Origin of the sequence: Nocardioides humi (assembly GCF_006494775.1) — a bacterium.
Lineage (GTDB): Bacteria > Actinomycetota > Actinomycetes > Propionibacteriales > Nocardioidaceae > Nocardioides > Nocardioides humi.
This window is the reverse complement of the sequence record NZ_CP041146.1, coordinates 1,400,435-1,415,104: the sequence shown is the minus strand read 5'-3', so window position 1 is coordinate 1,415,104 and position 14,670 is coordinate 1,400,435. Positions and strand designations below refer to the sequence as shown.

Below are 14,670 nucleotides of genomic sequence, written 5' to 3'. Positions count from 1 at the left end.
GTCGACGCATCCGCCCCTGAAGGGACACCTCTATGGACGTGACCACCCTGGAATGGACGATCACCATCGCGGTGACCGTCGGAGTCCTCCTCTTCGACGTCATCGTCATCGCCCGCGACCCGCACGAGCCGTCCATGAAGGAGTGCGCGATCGCGCTCTGCTTCTACGTCGGCGGCGCGATCGCGTTCGGTGCGTTCATCCTCGCGCACCACGGACACGACTACGGCATCGAGTTCTACACCGGCTGGCTGACGGAGTACTCGCTGTCGATCGACAACCTCTTCGTCTTCATCATCTTGATGTCGGCGCTCAAGGTGCCCCGGAAGTACCAGCAGGAGGCGCTGCTCGTCGGCATCGTCCTGGCGCTGATCTTCCGCGGCATCTTCATCGCCCTCGGCTACGCGCTGATCGAGAACTTCAGCTGGGTCTTCTACATCTTCGGCGCGTTCCTGGTCTACACCGCGGTCAAGCTGGTGAAGTCCTACGGCAGCCACGACGACGAGCACCCCGAGGACAACGCGGTCGTCACCTTCGCCCGGCGCCACATGCGGGTCGGCGAGGCCTACCACGGCCTCAAGCTCTGGTACCACGAGAACGGTGTCCGGTTCGTCTCGCCGATCGTGATCGTCATCATCGCCCTCGGCGTCACCGACATCCTGTTCGCGCTCGACTCGATCCCCGCCATCTTCGGCATCACCCAGGAGCCCTACCTCGTCTTCACCGCGAACGTGTTCGCGCTGATGGGCCTGCGCCAGCTGTACTTCCTGCTCGGCGGACTGCTGAAGAAGCTCGTCTACCTCTCGCTCGGCCTGGCCTTCATCCTGGCCTTCATCGGCGTCAAGCTCGTGCTCCACGCCCTCCACGAGAACGAGCTGCCGTTCATCAACGACGGCCACGGCGTGCACGGCGCCCCGGAGATCTCGTCGCTGTTCAGCCTCGGCGTGATCGTCGTGACCCTGATCGTCACGGCGGTCGCGAGCCTGTGGAAGTCCTCGCGGGGCGGTGACGACCACGTCCCCGACCACGCGACCGGTCCGCGTGAGACCGCCGACGTCGACGACACCGCCGGTCCCGACTGGCGCTGATCGCCCGTGGGTCCGGAAGCGGATCGACTAGGGTTTCTCGACGTCATCCGCTCCCGAACCCGAGGACGCTTGTCGTGGATCGAATCCAGGTGCAGTGGGCCGGGCAGACCCGGACCTTCGACGGCCCGCGCGTCGTCATCGGGCGCGAGCTCGACTGCGACGTGCCGGTCACCGACGCCAAGGCGTCGCGGCACCACGCGTTCCTCCAGGTCGAGGACGGCGGCTGGGTCGCCGTCGACGGCAGCAGCAACGGCACCTTCGTCTCCGGCCAGCGGATCACCCGCCTCCAGCTGACCGGCGCGCCGGTCAGCCTCCACCTCGGTGGCCCGGCCGGGGAGCCGGTGGTCGTGACGGTGCTGGTCTCGGCGGTGCAGGCGGCACCCGCTGCGCCCGCGGCCCCCGCCGCGTCCGCGCCCCCTCCACCGCCGCCGCCTCCGCCGTCCCCGTCCTCGTCGTCGCGGCCGGTCCCGGTGTCCTCCGAGCCCGCCCCCCAGGGCGAGTTCTGGAAGAACCTCCCGCCGCCCCAGGTCCCCGCCAGCGGCGGTCCGGTCGACGCCTGGCGCCCGGCCGGCGTCCTGCCTCCGGGACAGCTCCCGCACGGCCACTCCGTCGTCCTGCCCCAGCAGCTCCAGGCCGGCCGGTCGCTCACCATCGGCCGCGACCACGGCAACGACATCATGCTGGCGGACCCGCTGGTCTCCCGCCGGCACGCGCGACTCGACCCGGCCACCCCGACGACGCTCGCGGTCCTGCACGACCTCGGCTCCTTCAACGGCACCTTCGTCAACGGCCAGCGGGTGGAGGGCTCGGTGCCGCTGGCGCTCGGCTCCGAGGTCATCTTCGGCAACCAGACCTTCCGCTGGGACGGCCACCAGCTGATCGCCTCGGCGACGGCCCACGAGTTCACGCTGTACGCCGACGGGCTGACCCGCGTCGTCGGCGGCGGCAAGCGGCTGATCGAGAACATCTCCTTCAAGCTCGAGCCGCGCAGCCTCACCGCCGTGATCGGCCCTTCGGGCTCGGGCAAGTCGACCCTGCTCGGGGCGCTGACCGGTCTCAAGCCGGCCAGCCACGGCCGGGTGATCTGGCAGGGCCACGACCTCTACCAGCACTACGACCAGCTGCGCTTCCAGATCGGCCTGGTGCCGCAGCAGGACATCCTGCATCCGCAGCTGAAGGTCAAGCAGGGCCTGCGCTTCGCCGCCCAGCTCCGGCTCCCGCCCGACACCACGGCGCAGGAGTGGGACCACCGCGTGCAGACCGTCGCGGACCAGATGCAGCTCACCCAGCGGCTCGACAACCGGATCGGCACCCAGCTCTCCGGAGGCCAGCGCAAGCGAGTCTCCATCGCCACCGAGCTGCTCACCGCGCCGCCGCTGCTCTTCCTCGACGAGCCGACGTCGGGCCTCGACCCGGGCCTCGACCTCGAGGTGATGCGCCAGCTGCGCAGCCTCGCCGACGACGGCCGCGTCGTCATGGTCGTCACCCACTCCGTGCTGGCGCTCGACGTGTGCGACAACGTGCTCGTGCTCGCCCCGGGCGGCCGGGTCGCGTACTTCGGCCCACCCGACGGCGTCCTGGCCCACTTCGGGAAGACCAACTACCCCGAGGTGTTCGACCTCCTCGACGAGCCGGACCTGTGGCAGCGGATCCCGGCGCCCCAGCACGCCGTCGACACGTCGTCGCTGCCGCAGCAGTCGTACGGCGCCGCCGTCCCCGCGCCGCCCCACCAGTCGGTCTCCCGGCAGCTGAGCACGCTGGTCAAGCGCAACCTCGCGGTCGTGCTCGCCGACCGGCTGCTGCTCGGCATGCTCGTGCTGCTGCCGCTCATCCTCGGCGGGCTGAGCCGCGTGGTGCCCGGCAAGGACGGCATCTCCGTCGCGGCGGCGGGCTTCCGCGGGGCGGAGGCCCAGCAGCGGCTGACGGTGCTCATCGTCGCGGCCTGCCTGATGGGCACAGCCCTGTCCATCCGCGAGCTGGTGGGGGAGCGGCCGATCTTCCGGCGCGAGTACGCCGTCGGCCTCTCGCCCGGCATCTACTTCACCAGCAAGGTCCTCGTCCTCGGCACCGCCGCGTTCGCCCAGGGCCTCGTGGTCACCTTCCTCGCCACCGTCGGCCTGCCGGGCGCGGACGGCACCGCCGGCACCTTCCGGGTCGCGTTCGCCATCGCCGTCCTGTCCTCCGTGATGGTCGTGATCGGCCTGGCGCTCTCTGCCCTGGTGACCAGCACCGAGCAGACCATGCCGGCCCTCGTGGGCCTGGTGATGCTGCAGCTGGTCCTCTCCGGCGCGCTGTTCGAGATCGCGGGGCGGGTGCTGCTCGAGCAGATCGCCTGGCTCTCGCCGTCGCGCTGGGGGTACGCCGCCTCCGCCTCGGCGATCCAGCTCGTCGACCGGTTCGAGGGCGGCGACAGGGCGGACTGGATCGCCCAGAGCGGCGCCGGGCACTACCTGATGGACCTGTTCATGCTGGTCCTGCTGGGCGTCGGGGCGTTCGGGGCCGGCCTGCTGCTCGTGCGCCGCAGCGCGACCGGCGACGATTGAGAGGCATCCCGGGAATGCCTGGGTGCGCGAGCGCCTTGGACCAGCGATGTCCCTCGCACTCTCCGTCCTCGACCTCGTCCCCGTCCGCAGCGACCAGACCACCGGCGACGCCCTCGCCGCCACGCTGGAGCTGGCCCGGACCGCCGACCAGCTGGGCTACCACCGCTACTGGCTGGCCGAGCACCACAACATGCCGGCCGTCGCGGCGACCAACCCGCCCGTCCTGATCGGCCTGGTGGCCGGCGCCACCGAGCGGATCCGGGTCGGCTCGGGCGGCGTGATGCTGCCCAACCACGCACCGCTCGTGGTCGCCGAGCAGTTCGCGCTGCTCGAGGCAGCCTTCCCGGGCCGGATCGACCTCGGCATCGGCCGGGCGCCCGGATCCGACCCGGTCACCGGCTGGGCGCTGCGCCACGGCGCCGGCGGCGTGAGCGACGAGGCCGTCTCCCGCTTCCCCGAGTACGTCGACAACGTGCTCGCCATGATGGAGCCGGCCGGCGTCGGGCTGGCCCTGCGCGGGTCGCAGCACGTCCTCCGGGCCACGCCCGCGGCGCAGTCGGTCCCGCAGATCTGGCTGCTCGGATCCTCCGACTACTCCGCGCGCCTCGCCGCCGCCAAGGGCATGCCCTACGTCTTCGCCCACCACTTCTCCGGCTCCGGGACCGCCGAGGCGCTCGCGCTCTACCGGTCGAGCTTCCAGCCCTCGCCGGAGTTGAGGGAGCCGCGCACCTTCCTCACCGTGAACGCCTCGGTGGCCGACACCGCCGAGGAGGCGCAGCGGCTGGCGCTCCCGCAGCTGCTGCAGATGGTCGCGCTGCGCACCGGCCAGCCCCTGGTCGCCCAGCGCACGGTCGAGGACGCCGAGACGATCGTCGACGCCGGCCTGCCGGAGGCACAGGACGCGCTGATCGACGCGATGCGCCGGCGCTGGGTGATCGGCGACGCCGCCACGGCCCGGGCCGAGCTCGAGGAGCTCGCGGCGTCGTACGGCGTCGACGAGGTGATGGTCAACCCGGTCGGCGGCGCGCTCCGCGACACCGACCCCCGGACCGCCCCGGCCCGGGTGCGGACCCTCGAGCTCCTGGCCTGACTCCGCGGCCGGGCTCGCCGGTCAGGACAGGCGCAGCGTCACCGACCAGTGGACGGTGCGCCCGTTCCGGGTCGTGGTGCCCCGCAGCCGGTACTGCTCGGCCACGACCTTCGAGCGCAGCACGAGCTGACCGCCCTTCCCGACCACCCGGGTCCGGGTCGCGAGGGCCTTGCCGCCGTGCCGCAGGGTCGCGGACAGCCGGGCGTGCCGGGCGCGGACCAGCTTGACCTTGCACTTCACCTTGGTCCGGCTCTTGTTGACCTTGCAGGTGACCTTGGCGTCGGCTCCCGCGGGGCCCGTCGCCCCGACGGGGCCCTGCGGTCCGACGGGGCCCTGGGGGCCGGCGGGCCCCTGCGGGCCGGGGGGAGCGGCGTACCCGCAGTCGGTGTCGGGGACGCAGCCCACGACGAGGTCGGAGAGCCCGGACACGTAGCGGCCGCCCCGGACGTCGCCGGAGACCACCAGGCGCGGCGTCGAGGTGGTGGGGATGCCGTCGGCGGTCTCCAGCAGGGACACCTGCAGCACCTTGCCGGCGAGGCGCTCGCCGGGGGTGACGACGGCGATGTACCCGTCGGTCGACGCGACGCCCGCCACCCAGGCCACCTGGTCGGGGACATAGCCCGCGCGGCGCAGCACGGTCTCGAGCAGCGGCCCGGTCTCCGTGCGGGTCTGCGGGGTGGTGCCCTGGTTGTAGTGGACGGTGCGGGTCGTGCTCGGCAGCGCGGCCAGGTCGGCGGCGCTCAGCGTCGTGCCGGCCGCGTCCGGGCCGCGGACGGTCACCGAGCCGGTCGGGGCGTCCAGGGTCGGCTCCGGGCTGCGGACCGTCACCTCCACGCGCGTGACCAGCGCGAGCATCCGCGACGCGTCGGCGTCGTCACCGACGACGAGGGTGGGCCCGGACGCGTTGAGGTCCGTGCCGTCCTTCTGCAGCGCGAGGACCGCCGGGTGGTTGCCGAAGTTGGCCGTCAGCTCGCCCAGCGCCAGCGTGACGGTGCGGCCCGCGGCACCGGTCACGGCCAGCGTCACCTGCAGGCTCGGGTTGTGCCCCTCCGGCAGGTCCGGGCCGGCGGCCGTGACGAGCGCCTCCAGCGAGGGGCCGGTGAAGGCGTGGACGTCGCCGCCGGTGACCGCCTCGACCGTCACCTGGGGCAGCATCCTCAGGTCGGCGACCTCGTACGTCGTGGGCGCGGTGACGTCGCCCGCCACGGCCACCGTCGCGGTGTCCTCGAGCGCCGCGGCGGGCTGCACGACGGCGGCCTCCCCGACGAACGCCAGTGCCAGTCCGACTCCCAAGATCCATCGTCTCATCGCACCCATGAGCCGCACCGTAGGTCAACACCTAGGAAATGCCTAGAGTCTGTCGAGGATCGCCTGGGGATCGCCCGGGGGAGGAGTCGCATCCGCGCGGGGTGAGCGCCGCCGATTGGGAGTTGTCAACACCCCGCGCATAGACTGGCGTGTCGGTCCAACGTGGGTTCGTGTGTGGTGCACGGGCTTCACGAGGTCCACTCCGCCGCCCACGGGCGACGGAGAGGTTCCCGGGCCACCGGTAGACAACATCCCCGAGCAGATTGTGAGACATGGCGAAGAAAGAAGGCGTCATCGAGATGGAGGGCTCCGTCGTGGAGGCCCTTCCGAACGCCATGTTCCGCGTCGAGCTGAGCAACGGCCACAAGGTCCTCGCTCACATCAGCGGCAAGATGCGTCAGCACTACATCCGGATCCTCCCCGAGGACCGCGTGGTGGTGGAGCTCTCGCCGTACGACCTCTCCCGCGGGCGGATCGTCTACCGCTACAAGTGACGCCCACCGGCGTCACTTCCCGCCACTAGCAAGGAAGGGCTGACATGAAGGTCAACCCGAGCGTGAAGCCGATCTGTGACAAGTGCAAGGTGATCCGTCGCCACGGCCGCGTCATGGTGATCTGCGAGAACCCGCGCCACAAGCAGCGCCAGGGCTGAGCCCCGGTCGCGACAACTGAATACCTCTTGCAGCGTGACCGCACCTTCGTCGTACCGAACCATCGGACGGAGGCCACCGCCGGACCTGAGGCCGGCGCCCCCGCGGGGGACGCATCACGCACGACACCTCAGAGACACCAAGGAGAACGCCTTTCATGGCACGCCTCGTCGGAGTCGACCTGCCGCGCGACAAGCGCATCGAGGTCGCTCTCACCTACATCTACGGCATCGGCCGTACCCGCGCCCAGCAGCTGCTGAAGGCCACCGGCGTCAGCCCGGACCTTCGCGTCCACGAGCTGGGCGACGAGGAGCTGGTCAAGCTCCGCGACGAGATCGAAGCGAACTTCAAGATCGAGGGTGACCTCCGTCGCGAGGTCCAGGCCGACATCCGTCGCAAGATCGAGATCGGCAGCTACCAGGGTCGCCGTCACCGCATGGGCCTTCCGGTCCGCGGCCAGCGCACCAAGACCAACGCTCGTACCCGCAAGGGCCCGAAGCGCACGGTTGCCGGCAAGAAGAAGGCCAAGTGATCGCACGCCGTAGGGCGTCTCACTGACCTCACGACCAGCTTTCTCAAAGGAGATAACGCATGCCTCCCAAGGCTCGCGCGGGCGCCAAGAAGGTGCGCCGCAAGGAGAAGAAGAACGTCGCTCAGGGCGAGGCCCACATCAAGAGCACGTTCAACAACACGATCGTCACGATCACCGACCCGACCGGTGCGGTGATCTCGTGGGCCTCTGCCGGCACCGTCGGCTTCAAGGGCTCCCGCAAGTCCACCCCGTACGCCGCTCAGATGGCCGCCGAGGCCGCCGGCCGGCGGGCGATGGAGCACGGCATGAAGAAGATCGACGTCTTCGTCAAGGGCCCGGGCTCGGGTCGCGAGACGGCGATCCGCTCGCTGGGTGCGATCGGCCTCGAGGTCGGCACCATCCAGGACGTGACCCCCGCCCCGCACAACGGCTGCCGCCCGCCGAAGCGCCGTCGCGTCTGACCTGAGGACTTGAAGGAGAACTGAGATGGCCCGCTACACCGGACCCCTGACCAAGAAGTCGCGCCGCCTCGGCGTCGACCTCGTGGGCGGCGACGCCGCCTTCGAGAAGCGCCCCTACCCCCGGGCCAGCACGGCCGCGCGCGGGTCAAGGAGAGCGAGTACCGCAACCAGCTGCAGGAGAAGCAGAAGGCCCGCTTCACCTACGGCGTGCTGGAGAAGCAGTTCCACCGCTACTACGAAGAGGCCGCCCGTCGCCAGGGCAAGACCGGCGACAACCTGCTCCAGCTGCTGGAGTGCCGCCTCGACAACGTGGTCTACCGCGCCGGCTTCGCCCGGACGCGTCGCCACGCCCGCCAGCTGGTGACCCACGGTCACTTCCTGGTCAACGGCAGGAAGGTCGACATCCCGTCCTTCCAGGTGACCCAGTACGACATCATCGACGTGCGCGAGAAGTCGCTCGAGATGACCCCCTTCATCGTGGCTCGCGAGACCCACGGCGAGCGGCTCGTCCCGGCGTGGCTCGAGGCGCTGCCGTCGCGGATGCGGATCCTGGTGCACCAGCTGCCCGTCCGCGAGCAGATCGACATGCCGATCCAGGAGCAGCTCATCGTGGAGTACTACTCCAAGAAGTGATCGCGAGCCCGTCCCGGTCCACCTCCACCGCGTGAGGGCACCGGGGCGGGCAGCGTCATCCCGCAGTCCCTCTTCTCCATCCGCACCACGTCTGGGTCCTCATATAGCGGTCGGCCCGGAAAGGAACGAAACAAGTGCTCATCGCACAGCGCCCCACCCTGTCGGAGGAGACCGTCGACCAGTTCCGGTCGCGCTTCGTCATCGAGCCGCTCGAGCCCGGCTTCGGCTACACGCTCGGCAACTCGCTGCGTCGTACCCTCCTCTCCTCGATCCCCGGTGCCTCGGTCACGAGCATCAAGATCGACGGCGTCCTCCACGAGTTCTCGACCATCGAGGGCGTCAAGGAGGATGTCACCGAGATCATCCTCAACCTCAAGGGCCTCGTCGTCTCCTCCGAGCACGACGAGCCGGTCACCATGTACCTGCGCAAGTCGGGTGCCGGTGACGTCACGGGTGCCGACATCGCGCCGCCCGCCGGCGTCGAGGTCCACAACCCCGACCTGAAGATCGCCACCCTCTCCGACAACGGCAAGCTCGAGCTCGAGCTGGTCGTGGAGCGGGGCCGCGGCTACGTCTCGGCCGTCCAGAACAAGGGCGCCGACAACGAGATCGGCCGGATCCCGGTCGACTCGATCTACAGCCCGGTCCTCAAGGTGACCTACAAGGTCGAGGCCACCCGTGTCGAGCAGCGCACCGACTTCGACAAGCTCGTCATCGACGTCGAGACCAAGCCGTCGATCCTGCCCCGCGACGCCATCGCGTCGGCCGGCAAGACGCTGGTCGAGCTCTTCGGCCTGGCCCGTGAGCTCAACGTCGAGGCCGAGGGCATCGACATCGGCCCCTCGCCCGTCGACGAGCAGCTCGCCGCCGACCTCGCCCTGCCGGTCGAGGACCTGCAGCTGACCGTCCGGTCCTACAACTGCCTCAAGCGCGAGGGCATCCACACCGTGGGCGAGCTCATCAGCCGCTCCGAGCAGGACCTGCTGGACATCCGCAACTTCGGTGCGAAGTCCATCGACGAGGTCAAGGCCAAGCTGCACGAGATGGGCCTGTCCCTCAAGGACAGCGCGCCGGGCTTCGACCCGTCCGCCGCCCTGGCGAACTACTCCGACGATGACGAGGACGACACCTCGTTCATCGAGGACGAGAGCTTCTGACCCACCCCACCCTCCGGTACCTCGCACGGCCGGACCTATCTCCCGGTACCTGACACGGCCGGGGAGAAACGAGAGAAGCAATGCCCAAGCCCAAGAAGGGCCCCCGCCTCGGCGGCGGCGCCGCGCACCAGCGCCTCATCCTGTCGAACCTGGCCACCGCGCTCTTCGAGCACGGCCGGATCACGACCACCGAGGCCAAGGCGCGCACCCTGCGTCCGTACGCCGAGAAGCTGATCACCAAGGCGAAGAAGGCTCACGCCGGCGAGAACCCGCTGCACCAGCGCCGCGAGGTCCTCAAGGTCATCCGCGACAAGGGCGTCGTCCACTCCCTGTTCGAGGAGATCGCGCCCACCTTCGCCGACCGTCCCGGCGGCTACACCCGGATCACCAAGATCGGTCCGCGCCAGGGCGACAACGCGCCCATGGCCGTGATCGAGCTGGTGACCGAGGCGTACACCCCGTCCGCGCCGAAGTCGGCCAAGGCCGAGCCGGCCGCTGAGGCCGCCCCGGCTCCGGTCGAGGAGACCGCCGACGAGGTCGTCGAGACCGAGGAGACCGAGGCCGCCGAGGTCGAGGAGACCGAGGCCGCCGAGGCCGCCGAGGTCGAGGAGACCGAGGCCGCCGAGGCCGAGGCCGAGGTCACCGCGGAGGCCGCCGAGGAGGCGCCCGCCGAGGAGTCCGACGAGGACGCCGACAAGGCCTGATCTGCTGTTCCATCACCGACCCGTCGCGTTCGAACGCGACGGGTCGGTGCGTTTTCGGCGCTCAGATGCCACGGGTCGGTGGATTGGGGCGGGAGAGAAGGGCGTCCGTAGACTGGGGGCCATGACGATCGACCTGGGAACGCCGCGTCTGCTCGAGGACGCCGAGCGCGAGGTGCTGCTGGCCGACCCGCGCGGCTACTGCGCCGGGGTCGACCGGGCCGTGGTGACCGTCGAGCAGGCGCTGGACCTGTACGGCTCGCCCGTCTACGTCCGCAAGCAGATCGTCCACAACAAGCACGTCGTGTCCAACCTCGAGTCGCGCGGCGCGATCTTCGTCGAGGAGCTCGACGAGGTGCCGGCCGGGGCGACCGTCGTCTTCTCCGCCCACGGCGTCTCGCCGGCGGTGCACCGCCAGGCGGCCGAGCGCGAGCTGAAGACCATCGACGCGACCTGCCCGTTGGTGACCAAGGTGCACCGCGAGGCGGTCCGCTTCGCGCGGGAGGGCTACACCATCCTGCTGATCGGGCACGCGGGGCACGAGGAGGTCGAGGGCACGGCCGGCGAGGCGCCCGAGCAGACGGTCCTCGTCGAGCACCCCGACGACGTCGCCACGCTGGAGTTCCCGGCCGACGCCAAGCTCGCCTGGCTCTCCCAGACCACGCTCAGCGTCGACGAGACGATGGAGACGGTACGCCGGCTGCGGGCCAAGTTCCCGCAGCTGGAGGACCCGCCCAGCGACGACATCTGCTACGCCACCCAGAACCGCCAGGTCGCGGTCAAGGAGATCGGCGCCACCGCAGACCTGGTGATCGTGGTGGGCTCGGCCAACTCCTCGAACTCGGTCCGCCTGGTCGAGGTCGCGCTGGAGGCCGGCGCGAAGGCGTCGTACCGCATCGACGACGTCTCCGAGCTCGACGAGGCCTGGCTCGACGGCGTGCAGAGCGTCAGCGTGACGTCGGGGGCGTCGGTGCCGGACCACCTCGTGCAGGAGGTGCTGGGCTATCTCGCCGAGCGCGGCTACCCCGACGCCCGGCCGGTGCAGACGGCGGAGGAGACGCTCGCGTTCTCGCTGCCCAAGGAGCTGCACCGCGACCTCAAGGCCGCCGGCCGGGTCTGAGCGGCAGACACCGATGGCCCGCTACCTCGACGTCCACCCGGACAACCCGCAGCCGCGCCTGCTGCAGCAGATCGTCGACGCGCTGCAGGACGACGCGCTGATCGCCTACCCGACCGACTCCGGGTACGCCCTGGGCTGCCGGATCGGCAACCGCGACGGGCGCGACCGGATCCTGCGCATCCGCGGCCTCGACGAGAAGCACCACTTCACGCTGGTGTGCCGGGACTTCTCCCAGCTCGGCCAGCTGGTCCACGTGGACAACGCCGCGTTCCGGGCGATCCGCGCCGCGACCCCGGGGCCGTACACCTTCATCCTGCCGGCGATGCCCGAGGTGCCGCGCCGCCTGCTGCACCCGAAGAAGCGCACGGTCGGCGTCCGGATCCCCGACCACACCTTCGTACAGGCGCTCCTGGCCGAGCTCGGCGAGCCGCTGCTGACCTCGACGCTGATCCTGCCGGGCGAGACCGAGCCGCGCACCATGGGCTGGGAGATCAAGGAGGACCTCGACCACGACGTCGACATCGTCGTCGAGGCGGGCGAGACCCCGGCCGAGCCGACCACGGTCGTCGACTGGTCCGAGGGCGCGCCCGAGGTGCTCCGCCGCGGCGCCGGGGATCCCGACCGGTTCTGAGTCGTCTGGGTCGGTCAGCGCGGGTGGCGCTCGACGAAGGAGCGCCGCATCGCCAGCAGGCCCAGGCAGGCGGCGTACCCGAACGCCAGGGCGAGGCCGTGCCGGGAGAGCCCGGAGATCGCGGCCTGCGCGAGACCGTCGTCCGGGCGGGCGATGCTGGCCCGGTCGCTGACGGCGAGGAGCAGGACGACGAGCGCCATCGCCAGCGGCGGCAGCACGCCGATCACGAAGAAGTCGCGGGGGCGCACGGTGAGCGCGGCGCCCACGCACAGCGACACGAACGCCAGGTCGAAGAACAGGCCCAGCCCGTCGGAGAGCAGCAGGTCGAGCACGGTCGCGGTGAGCAGCAGCGCGACGGTCAGGGAGGCGACCTCCTGGCCGGGACGACGCCCCTCCTCCCACAGGGTCTTGGAGCACTGGTGCGCCGCGCTGCTCACGCCTCCACGCTAGGGCATGCCGGCGGCCATTTCAGGGACTGAGCCGGCGTCCGCCGGCCGTGTCGAAGACGTGCGCCCCGCTGGGCACGGCGACGTGGAGGACGTCGTCCGGGCCGACGTGCCCGCGCGAGGGCAGCCGGACGGCGACGGGGGCGGTGGTGTCGCCGAGGTCGGCGGTGCCGTGGGCGAAGCCGTCGGAGCCGAGCTCCTCGACCAGGTGGACCCGGACCGGTACGCCGGCGCCGGGCGCCACGAGCGTCCAGGCCTCCGGCCGGACGCCGACCGTCACCTCCGGCGTCAGCGCGGCGCGGGTGCCGGGGTCGAGCGGGACGTCGTACCCGCCCAGGCAGAGGCGCTCGCCGTCGACCCGGGCCGGCAGCAGGTTCATCTGCGGCGAGCCGATGAAGCCGGCCACGAACAGGTTGGCCGGGCGGTCGTAGAGGGCCAGGGGAGCGTCGACCTGCTGGATCTCGCCGGCGTTCATCACCGCGACCCGGTCGCCCATGGTCATCGCCTCGACCTGGTCGTGGGTGACGTAGACCGTGGTGACGCCGAGCTCGCGCTGCAGCCGGGCGATGTCGCTGCGGGTCTGCACGCGCATCTTGGCGTCGAGGTTGGACAGCGGCTCGTCCATGCAGAAGACCTGGGGGAGCGGACGATCGCCCGTCCCATCGCGACCCGCTGCCGCTGGCCGCCGGAGAGCTGCTTGGGCTTGCGGTCGAGCAGCTCGGTCAGCCCGAGGAGCGCGGCGGCCTCGGCGACCCGGCGCTCCCGCTCGTCCTTGCCGACGCGGGCGATCCGCAGCGCGAAGCCGAGGTTCTCGCGCACCGACTTGTGGGGGTAGAGCGCATAGCTCTGGAACACCATCGCGATGTCGCGGTCCTTCGGCGCGAGCCGGGTGACGTCGCGCTCGCCGATCAGGATCCGGCCGGCGTCGACCTCCTCGAGCCCGGCGAGCATGCGCAGGGTGGTGGTCTTCCCGCAGCCGGACGGGCCGACGAGGACGAGGAACTCGCCGTCCTCGACCACGAGGTCGATGCCGGGCACGGCGGGGGCGTCCGCGCCATCGTACCACCGCTGCGCGCCCTCGAAGGTGATGCTGGCCATCGCTGCTCCTCGCCCTGATCTGTGACCTGGATCGCATTCTGCCCTTGCGAGGGTATATGTAAGTGTGCTGAACTAACAAACATGTCCTGGCGCAGCCCGACCTCCCGGTCGCCCCGAGAGCGGATCAAGCTCGACCGTGCCGACTCCCGTCGCCACCACCGCTCGATGCTGCTCCAGGAGCTCTTCGCGGCGGGCCCGGCCAGCCGGGCCGACCTCGCCCGCAGCAGCGGCCTGACCCGGGTCACCGTCTCCGACCTGGTCGCGGAGCTGCTCGCCGAGGGCCTGGTCGAGGAGCTGGGTACGCCGACCGAGAGCCGCGTGGGCAAGCCGCCGACGCTCGTGGGACTGGTCGCCGACGCCAAGCACGTCGTCGCCATCGACCTCTCCGTCGACGACCAGATCGCCGGGGCCGTGCTCACCCTCGAGGGGCAGGTCGTGCTCCGCGACGCCCGCCCGCGGGAGGGCCGGATCGGGGCGAACGCGGTGGCGCTGGTGCGGGAGTTCGCGGCGGACCTGATCGCGCGCAGCAGCCGCCCGCTGCTCGGCGTCGCCGTCGCGACCCCGGGCGTCGTCACGCCCGAGGGCGTCGTCCTCGACGCGCCCAACCTGGGCTGGCACGACCTCCACCTCGCCGACGACCTGGCCGCCGCGCTCGACCTGCCGGTCTACGTCGCCAACGACGCCAACACCGCGGTGATGGGGGAGTTCGTCTTCGGCAGCCGGGGCGAGGGCGGCCTGCTGCTGCTCCGGCTCAGCACCGGTCTCGGCGCCGGGCTGGTGCTGGGCGGCGCGCTCCTGCACGGGCAGGGCGGGGCCGCCGGCGAGATCGGCCACGTCCAGGTCGACCCCGACGGTCCCCTCTGCGGCTGCGGCCGGCCGGGCTGCCTGGAGACCTACCTGGCGGTGCCGCGGCTGCGGCGCGAGCTCGCCGACGCGTCCGCGGACCGGGCCGATGCCGTGCTCGCCGACGCCGGCGCCCGGCTCGGGCAGGCGCTCGCGCCGGTCGTCGCCACGCTCAACCTCGGCGAGGTGGTGCTCAGCGGACCGGCCGACCTGGTCGAGCCGCTGGCCCGCGTGGCCGAGCAGGCGGTCCGGGACCGGGTGATGCCGGTCTCGGCCCAGCAATTCGTCGTCCGTACGTCGTCCCTGGGCGACGACGGCGTGCTCGCCGGAGCCACGGGCGTGGTGCTCGCCGGCGAGCTGGGGGTGTCCTGA

General features: G+C 71.3%; 14 protein-coding genes and 2 pseudogenes. 13 read left to right on the top strand and 3 right to left on the bottom strand.

The window, feature by feature from the left end; all coding sequences use genetic code 11:
• Window positions 1-32 precede the first annotated feature (32 nt).
• The 3 genes from FIV44_RS06965 (at window position 33) to FIV44_RS06955 (ending at window position 4,718) form a co-directional block, all read left to right on the top strand.
• Window positions 33-1,085, top strand: coding sequence for a TerC family protein (locus FIV44_RS06965; protein ID WP_141003812.1), 1,053 nt, complete (start codon window positions 33-35; stop codon window positions 1,083-1,085).
• A 74-nt stretch (window positions 1,086-1,159) separates the two neighbouring features.
• Window positions 1,160-3,628 carry an FHA domain-containing protein gene (locus tag FIV44_RS06960; RefSeq protein WP_141003811.1) on the top strand — a complete coding sequence of 823 codons (2,469 nt, stop codon included), beginning with the start codon at window positions 1,160-1,162 and terminating at the stop codon, window positions 3,626-3,628.
• A 46-nt stretch (window positions 3,629-3,674) separates the two neighbouring features.
• Entirely contained in the window at window positions 3,675-4,718 is a 1,044-nt protein-coding gene (locus FIV44_RS06955) for an LLM class flavin-dependent oxidoreductase (protein ID WP_141003810.1), read from the top strand.
• A 21-nt stretch (window positions 4,719-4,739) separates the two neighbouring features.
• Here FIV44_RS06955 and FIV44_RS31170 read toward each other — a convergent pair whose 3' ends face one another.
• Window positions 4,740-6,011, bottom strand: a complete 1,272-nt coding sequence (locus tag FIV44_RS31170) for a molybdopterin-binding protein (protein WP_219996329.1) — start codon at window positions 6,009-6,011, stop codon at window positions 4,740-4,742.
• 287 nt (window positions 6,012-6,298) lie between these two features.
• Here FIV44_RS31170 and infA point away from each other — a divergent pair, with 287 nt between their 5' ends.
• The 9 genes and pseudogenes from infA (at window position 6,299) to FIV44_RS06905 (ending at window position 11,911) form a co-directional block, all read left to right on the top strand.
• Window positions 6,299-6,520 carry a translation initiation factor IF-1 gene (gene infA / locus FIV44_RS06945; RefSeq protein WP_028656368.1) on the top strand — a complete coding sequence of 74 codons (222 nt, stop codon included), beginning with the start codon at window positions 6,299-6,301 and terminating at the stop codon, window positions 6,518-6,520.
• Window positions 6,521-6,564: 44 nt separating this feature from the next.
• Window positions 6,565-6,678 (top strand): 50S ribosomal protein L36, encoded by a 114-nt coding sequence (gene rpmJ / locus FIV44_RS06940; protein WP_004008316.1) that lies wholly within the window; start codon window positions 6,565-6,567, stop codon window positions 6,676-6,678.
• A gap of 155 nt (window positions 6,679-6,833) precedes the next feature.
• Entirely contained in the window at window positions 6,834-7,208 is a 375-nt protein-coding gene (rpsM, locus tag FIV44_RS06935) for a 30S ribosomal protein S13 (protein WP_139621500.1), read from the top strand.
• Between the two features lie 59 nt (window positions 7,209-7,267).
• Window positions 7,268-7,669, top strand: coding sequence for a 30S ribosomal protein S11 (gene rpsK / locus FIV44_RS06930; RefSeq protein ID WP_038681087.1), 402 nt, complete (start codon window positions 7,268-7,270; stop codon window positions 7,667-7,669).
• 25 nt (window positions 7,670-7,694) lie between these two features.
• Window positions 7,695-8,302, top strand: a pseudogene (gene rpsD, locus FIV44_RS06925) (30S ribosomal protein S4).
• A gap of 134 nt (window positions 8,303-8,436) precedes the next feature.
• On the top strand, window positions 8,437-9,459 hold the full coding sequence (locus FIV44_RS06920; RefSeq protein WP_141003809.1) for a DNA-directed RNA polymerase subunit alpha: 1,023 nt from the start codon (window positions 8,437-8,439) through the stop codon (window positions 9,457-9,459).
• Window positions 9,460-9,539: 80 nt separating this feature from the next.
• Window positions 9,540-10,163, top strand: a complete 624-nt coding sequence (gene rplQ, locus FIV44_RS06915) for a 50S ribosomal protein L17 (RefSeq protein ID WP_141003808.1) — start codon at window positions 9,540-9,542, stop codon at window positions 10,161-10,163.
• 121 nt (window positions 10,164-10,284) lie between these two features.
• The gene (locus FIV44_RS06910; RefSeq protein WP_141003807.1) at window positions 10,285-11,280 is read left to right on the top strand and encodes a 4-hydroxy-3-methylbut-2-enyl diphosphate reductase; all 996 of its coding nucleotides are present in this window, start codon (window positions 10,285-10,287) and stop codon (window positions 11,278-11,280) included.
• Window positions 11,281-11,293: 13 nt separating this feature from the next.
• A complete protein-coding gene (locus FIV44_RS06905) occupies window positions 11,294-11,911 on the top strand; it encodes an L-threonylcarbamoyladenylate synthase (protein ID WP_141003806.1) in 618 nt (205 codons plus the stop codon).
• Window positions 11,912-11,925: 14 nt separating this feature from the next.
• On the opposite strand, the gene FIV44_RS06900 is transcribed toward FIV44_RS06905, so the two are convergent.
• Together FIV44_RS06900 and FIV44_RS06895 are read right to left on the bottom strand one after the other, a co-directional pair.
• Window positions 11,926-12,348 carry a DUF6542 domain-containing protein gene (locus FIV44_RS06900; RefSeq protein ID WP_141003805.1) on the bottom strand — a complete coding sequence of 141 codons (423 nt, stop codon included), beginning with the start codon at window positions 12,346-12,348 and terminating at the stop codon, window positions 11,926-11,928.
• A 31-nt stretch (window positions 12,349-12,379) separates the two neighbouring features.
• A pseudogene (locus FIV44_RS06895) lies at window positions 12,380-13,455 on the bottom strand (ABC transporter ATP-binding protein).
• An 81-nt stretch (window positions 13,456-13,536) separates the two neighbouring features.
• On the opposite strand from FIV44_RS06895, the gene FIV44_RS06890 reads away from it, so the two are divergent.
• Window positions 13,537-14,670 carry an ROK family protein gene (locus FIV44_RS06890; RefSeq protein WP_141003804.1) on the top strand — a complete coding sequence of 378 codons (1,134 nt, stop codon included), beginning with the start codon at window positions 13,537-13,539 and terminating at the stop codon, window positions 14,668-14,670.

What these genes read in the sequence shown, in the direction of transcription:
- rpmJ (WP_004008316.1), top strand. Translation starts at nt 6,565, where the DNA reads ATGAAGGTCAACCCGAGCGTGAAGCCGATCTGTGACAAGTGCAAGGTG.
- FIV44_RS06910 (WP_141003807.1), top strand. Translation starts at nt 10,285, where the DNA reads ATGACGATCGACCTGGGAACGCCGCGTCTGCTCGAGGACGCCGAGCGC.
- FIV44_RS06890 (WP_141003804.1), top strand. Translation starts at nt 13,537, where the DNA reads ATGTCCTGGCGCAGCCCGACCTCCCGGTCGCCCCGAGAGCGGATCAAG.
- infA (WP_028656368.1), top strand. Translation starts at nt 6,299, where the DNA reads ATGGCGAAGAAAGAAGGCGTCATCGAGATGGAGGGCTCCGTCGTGGAG.
- FIV44_RS06955 (WP_141003810.1), top strand. Translation starts at nt 3,675, where the DNA reads ATGTCCCTCGCACTCTCCGTCCTCGACCTCGTCCCCGTCCGCAGCGAC.
- FIV44_RS06965 (WP_141003812.1), top strand. Translation starts at nt 33, where the DNA reads ATGGACGTGACCACCCTGGAATGGACGATCACCATCGCGGTGACCGTC.
- rpsM (WP_139621500.1), top strand. Translation starts at nt 6,834, where the DNA reads ATGGCACGCCTCGTCGGAGTCGACCTGCCGCGCGACAAGCGCATCGAG.
- FIV44_RS06905 (WP_141003806.1), top strand. Translation starts at nt 11,294, where the DNA reads ATGGCCCGCTACCTCGACGTCCACCCGGACAACCCGCAGCCGCGCCTG.
- rplQ (WP_141003808.1), top strand. Translation starts at nt 9,540, where the DNA reads ATGCCCAAGCCCAAGAAGGGCCCCCGCCTCGGCGGCGGCGCCGCGCAC.
- rpsK (WP_038681087.1), top strand. Translation starts at nt 7,268, where the DNA reads ATGCCTCCCAAGGCTCGCGCGGGCGCCAAGAAGGTGCGCCGCAAGGAG.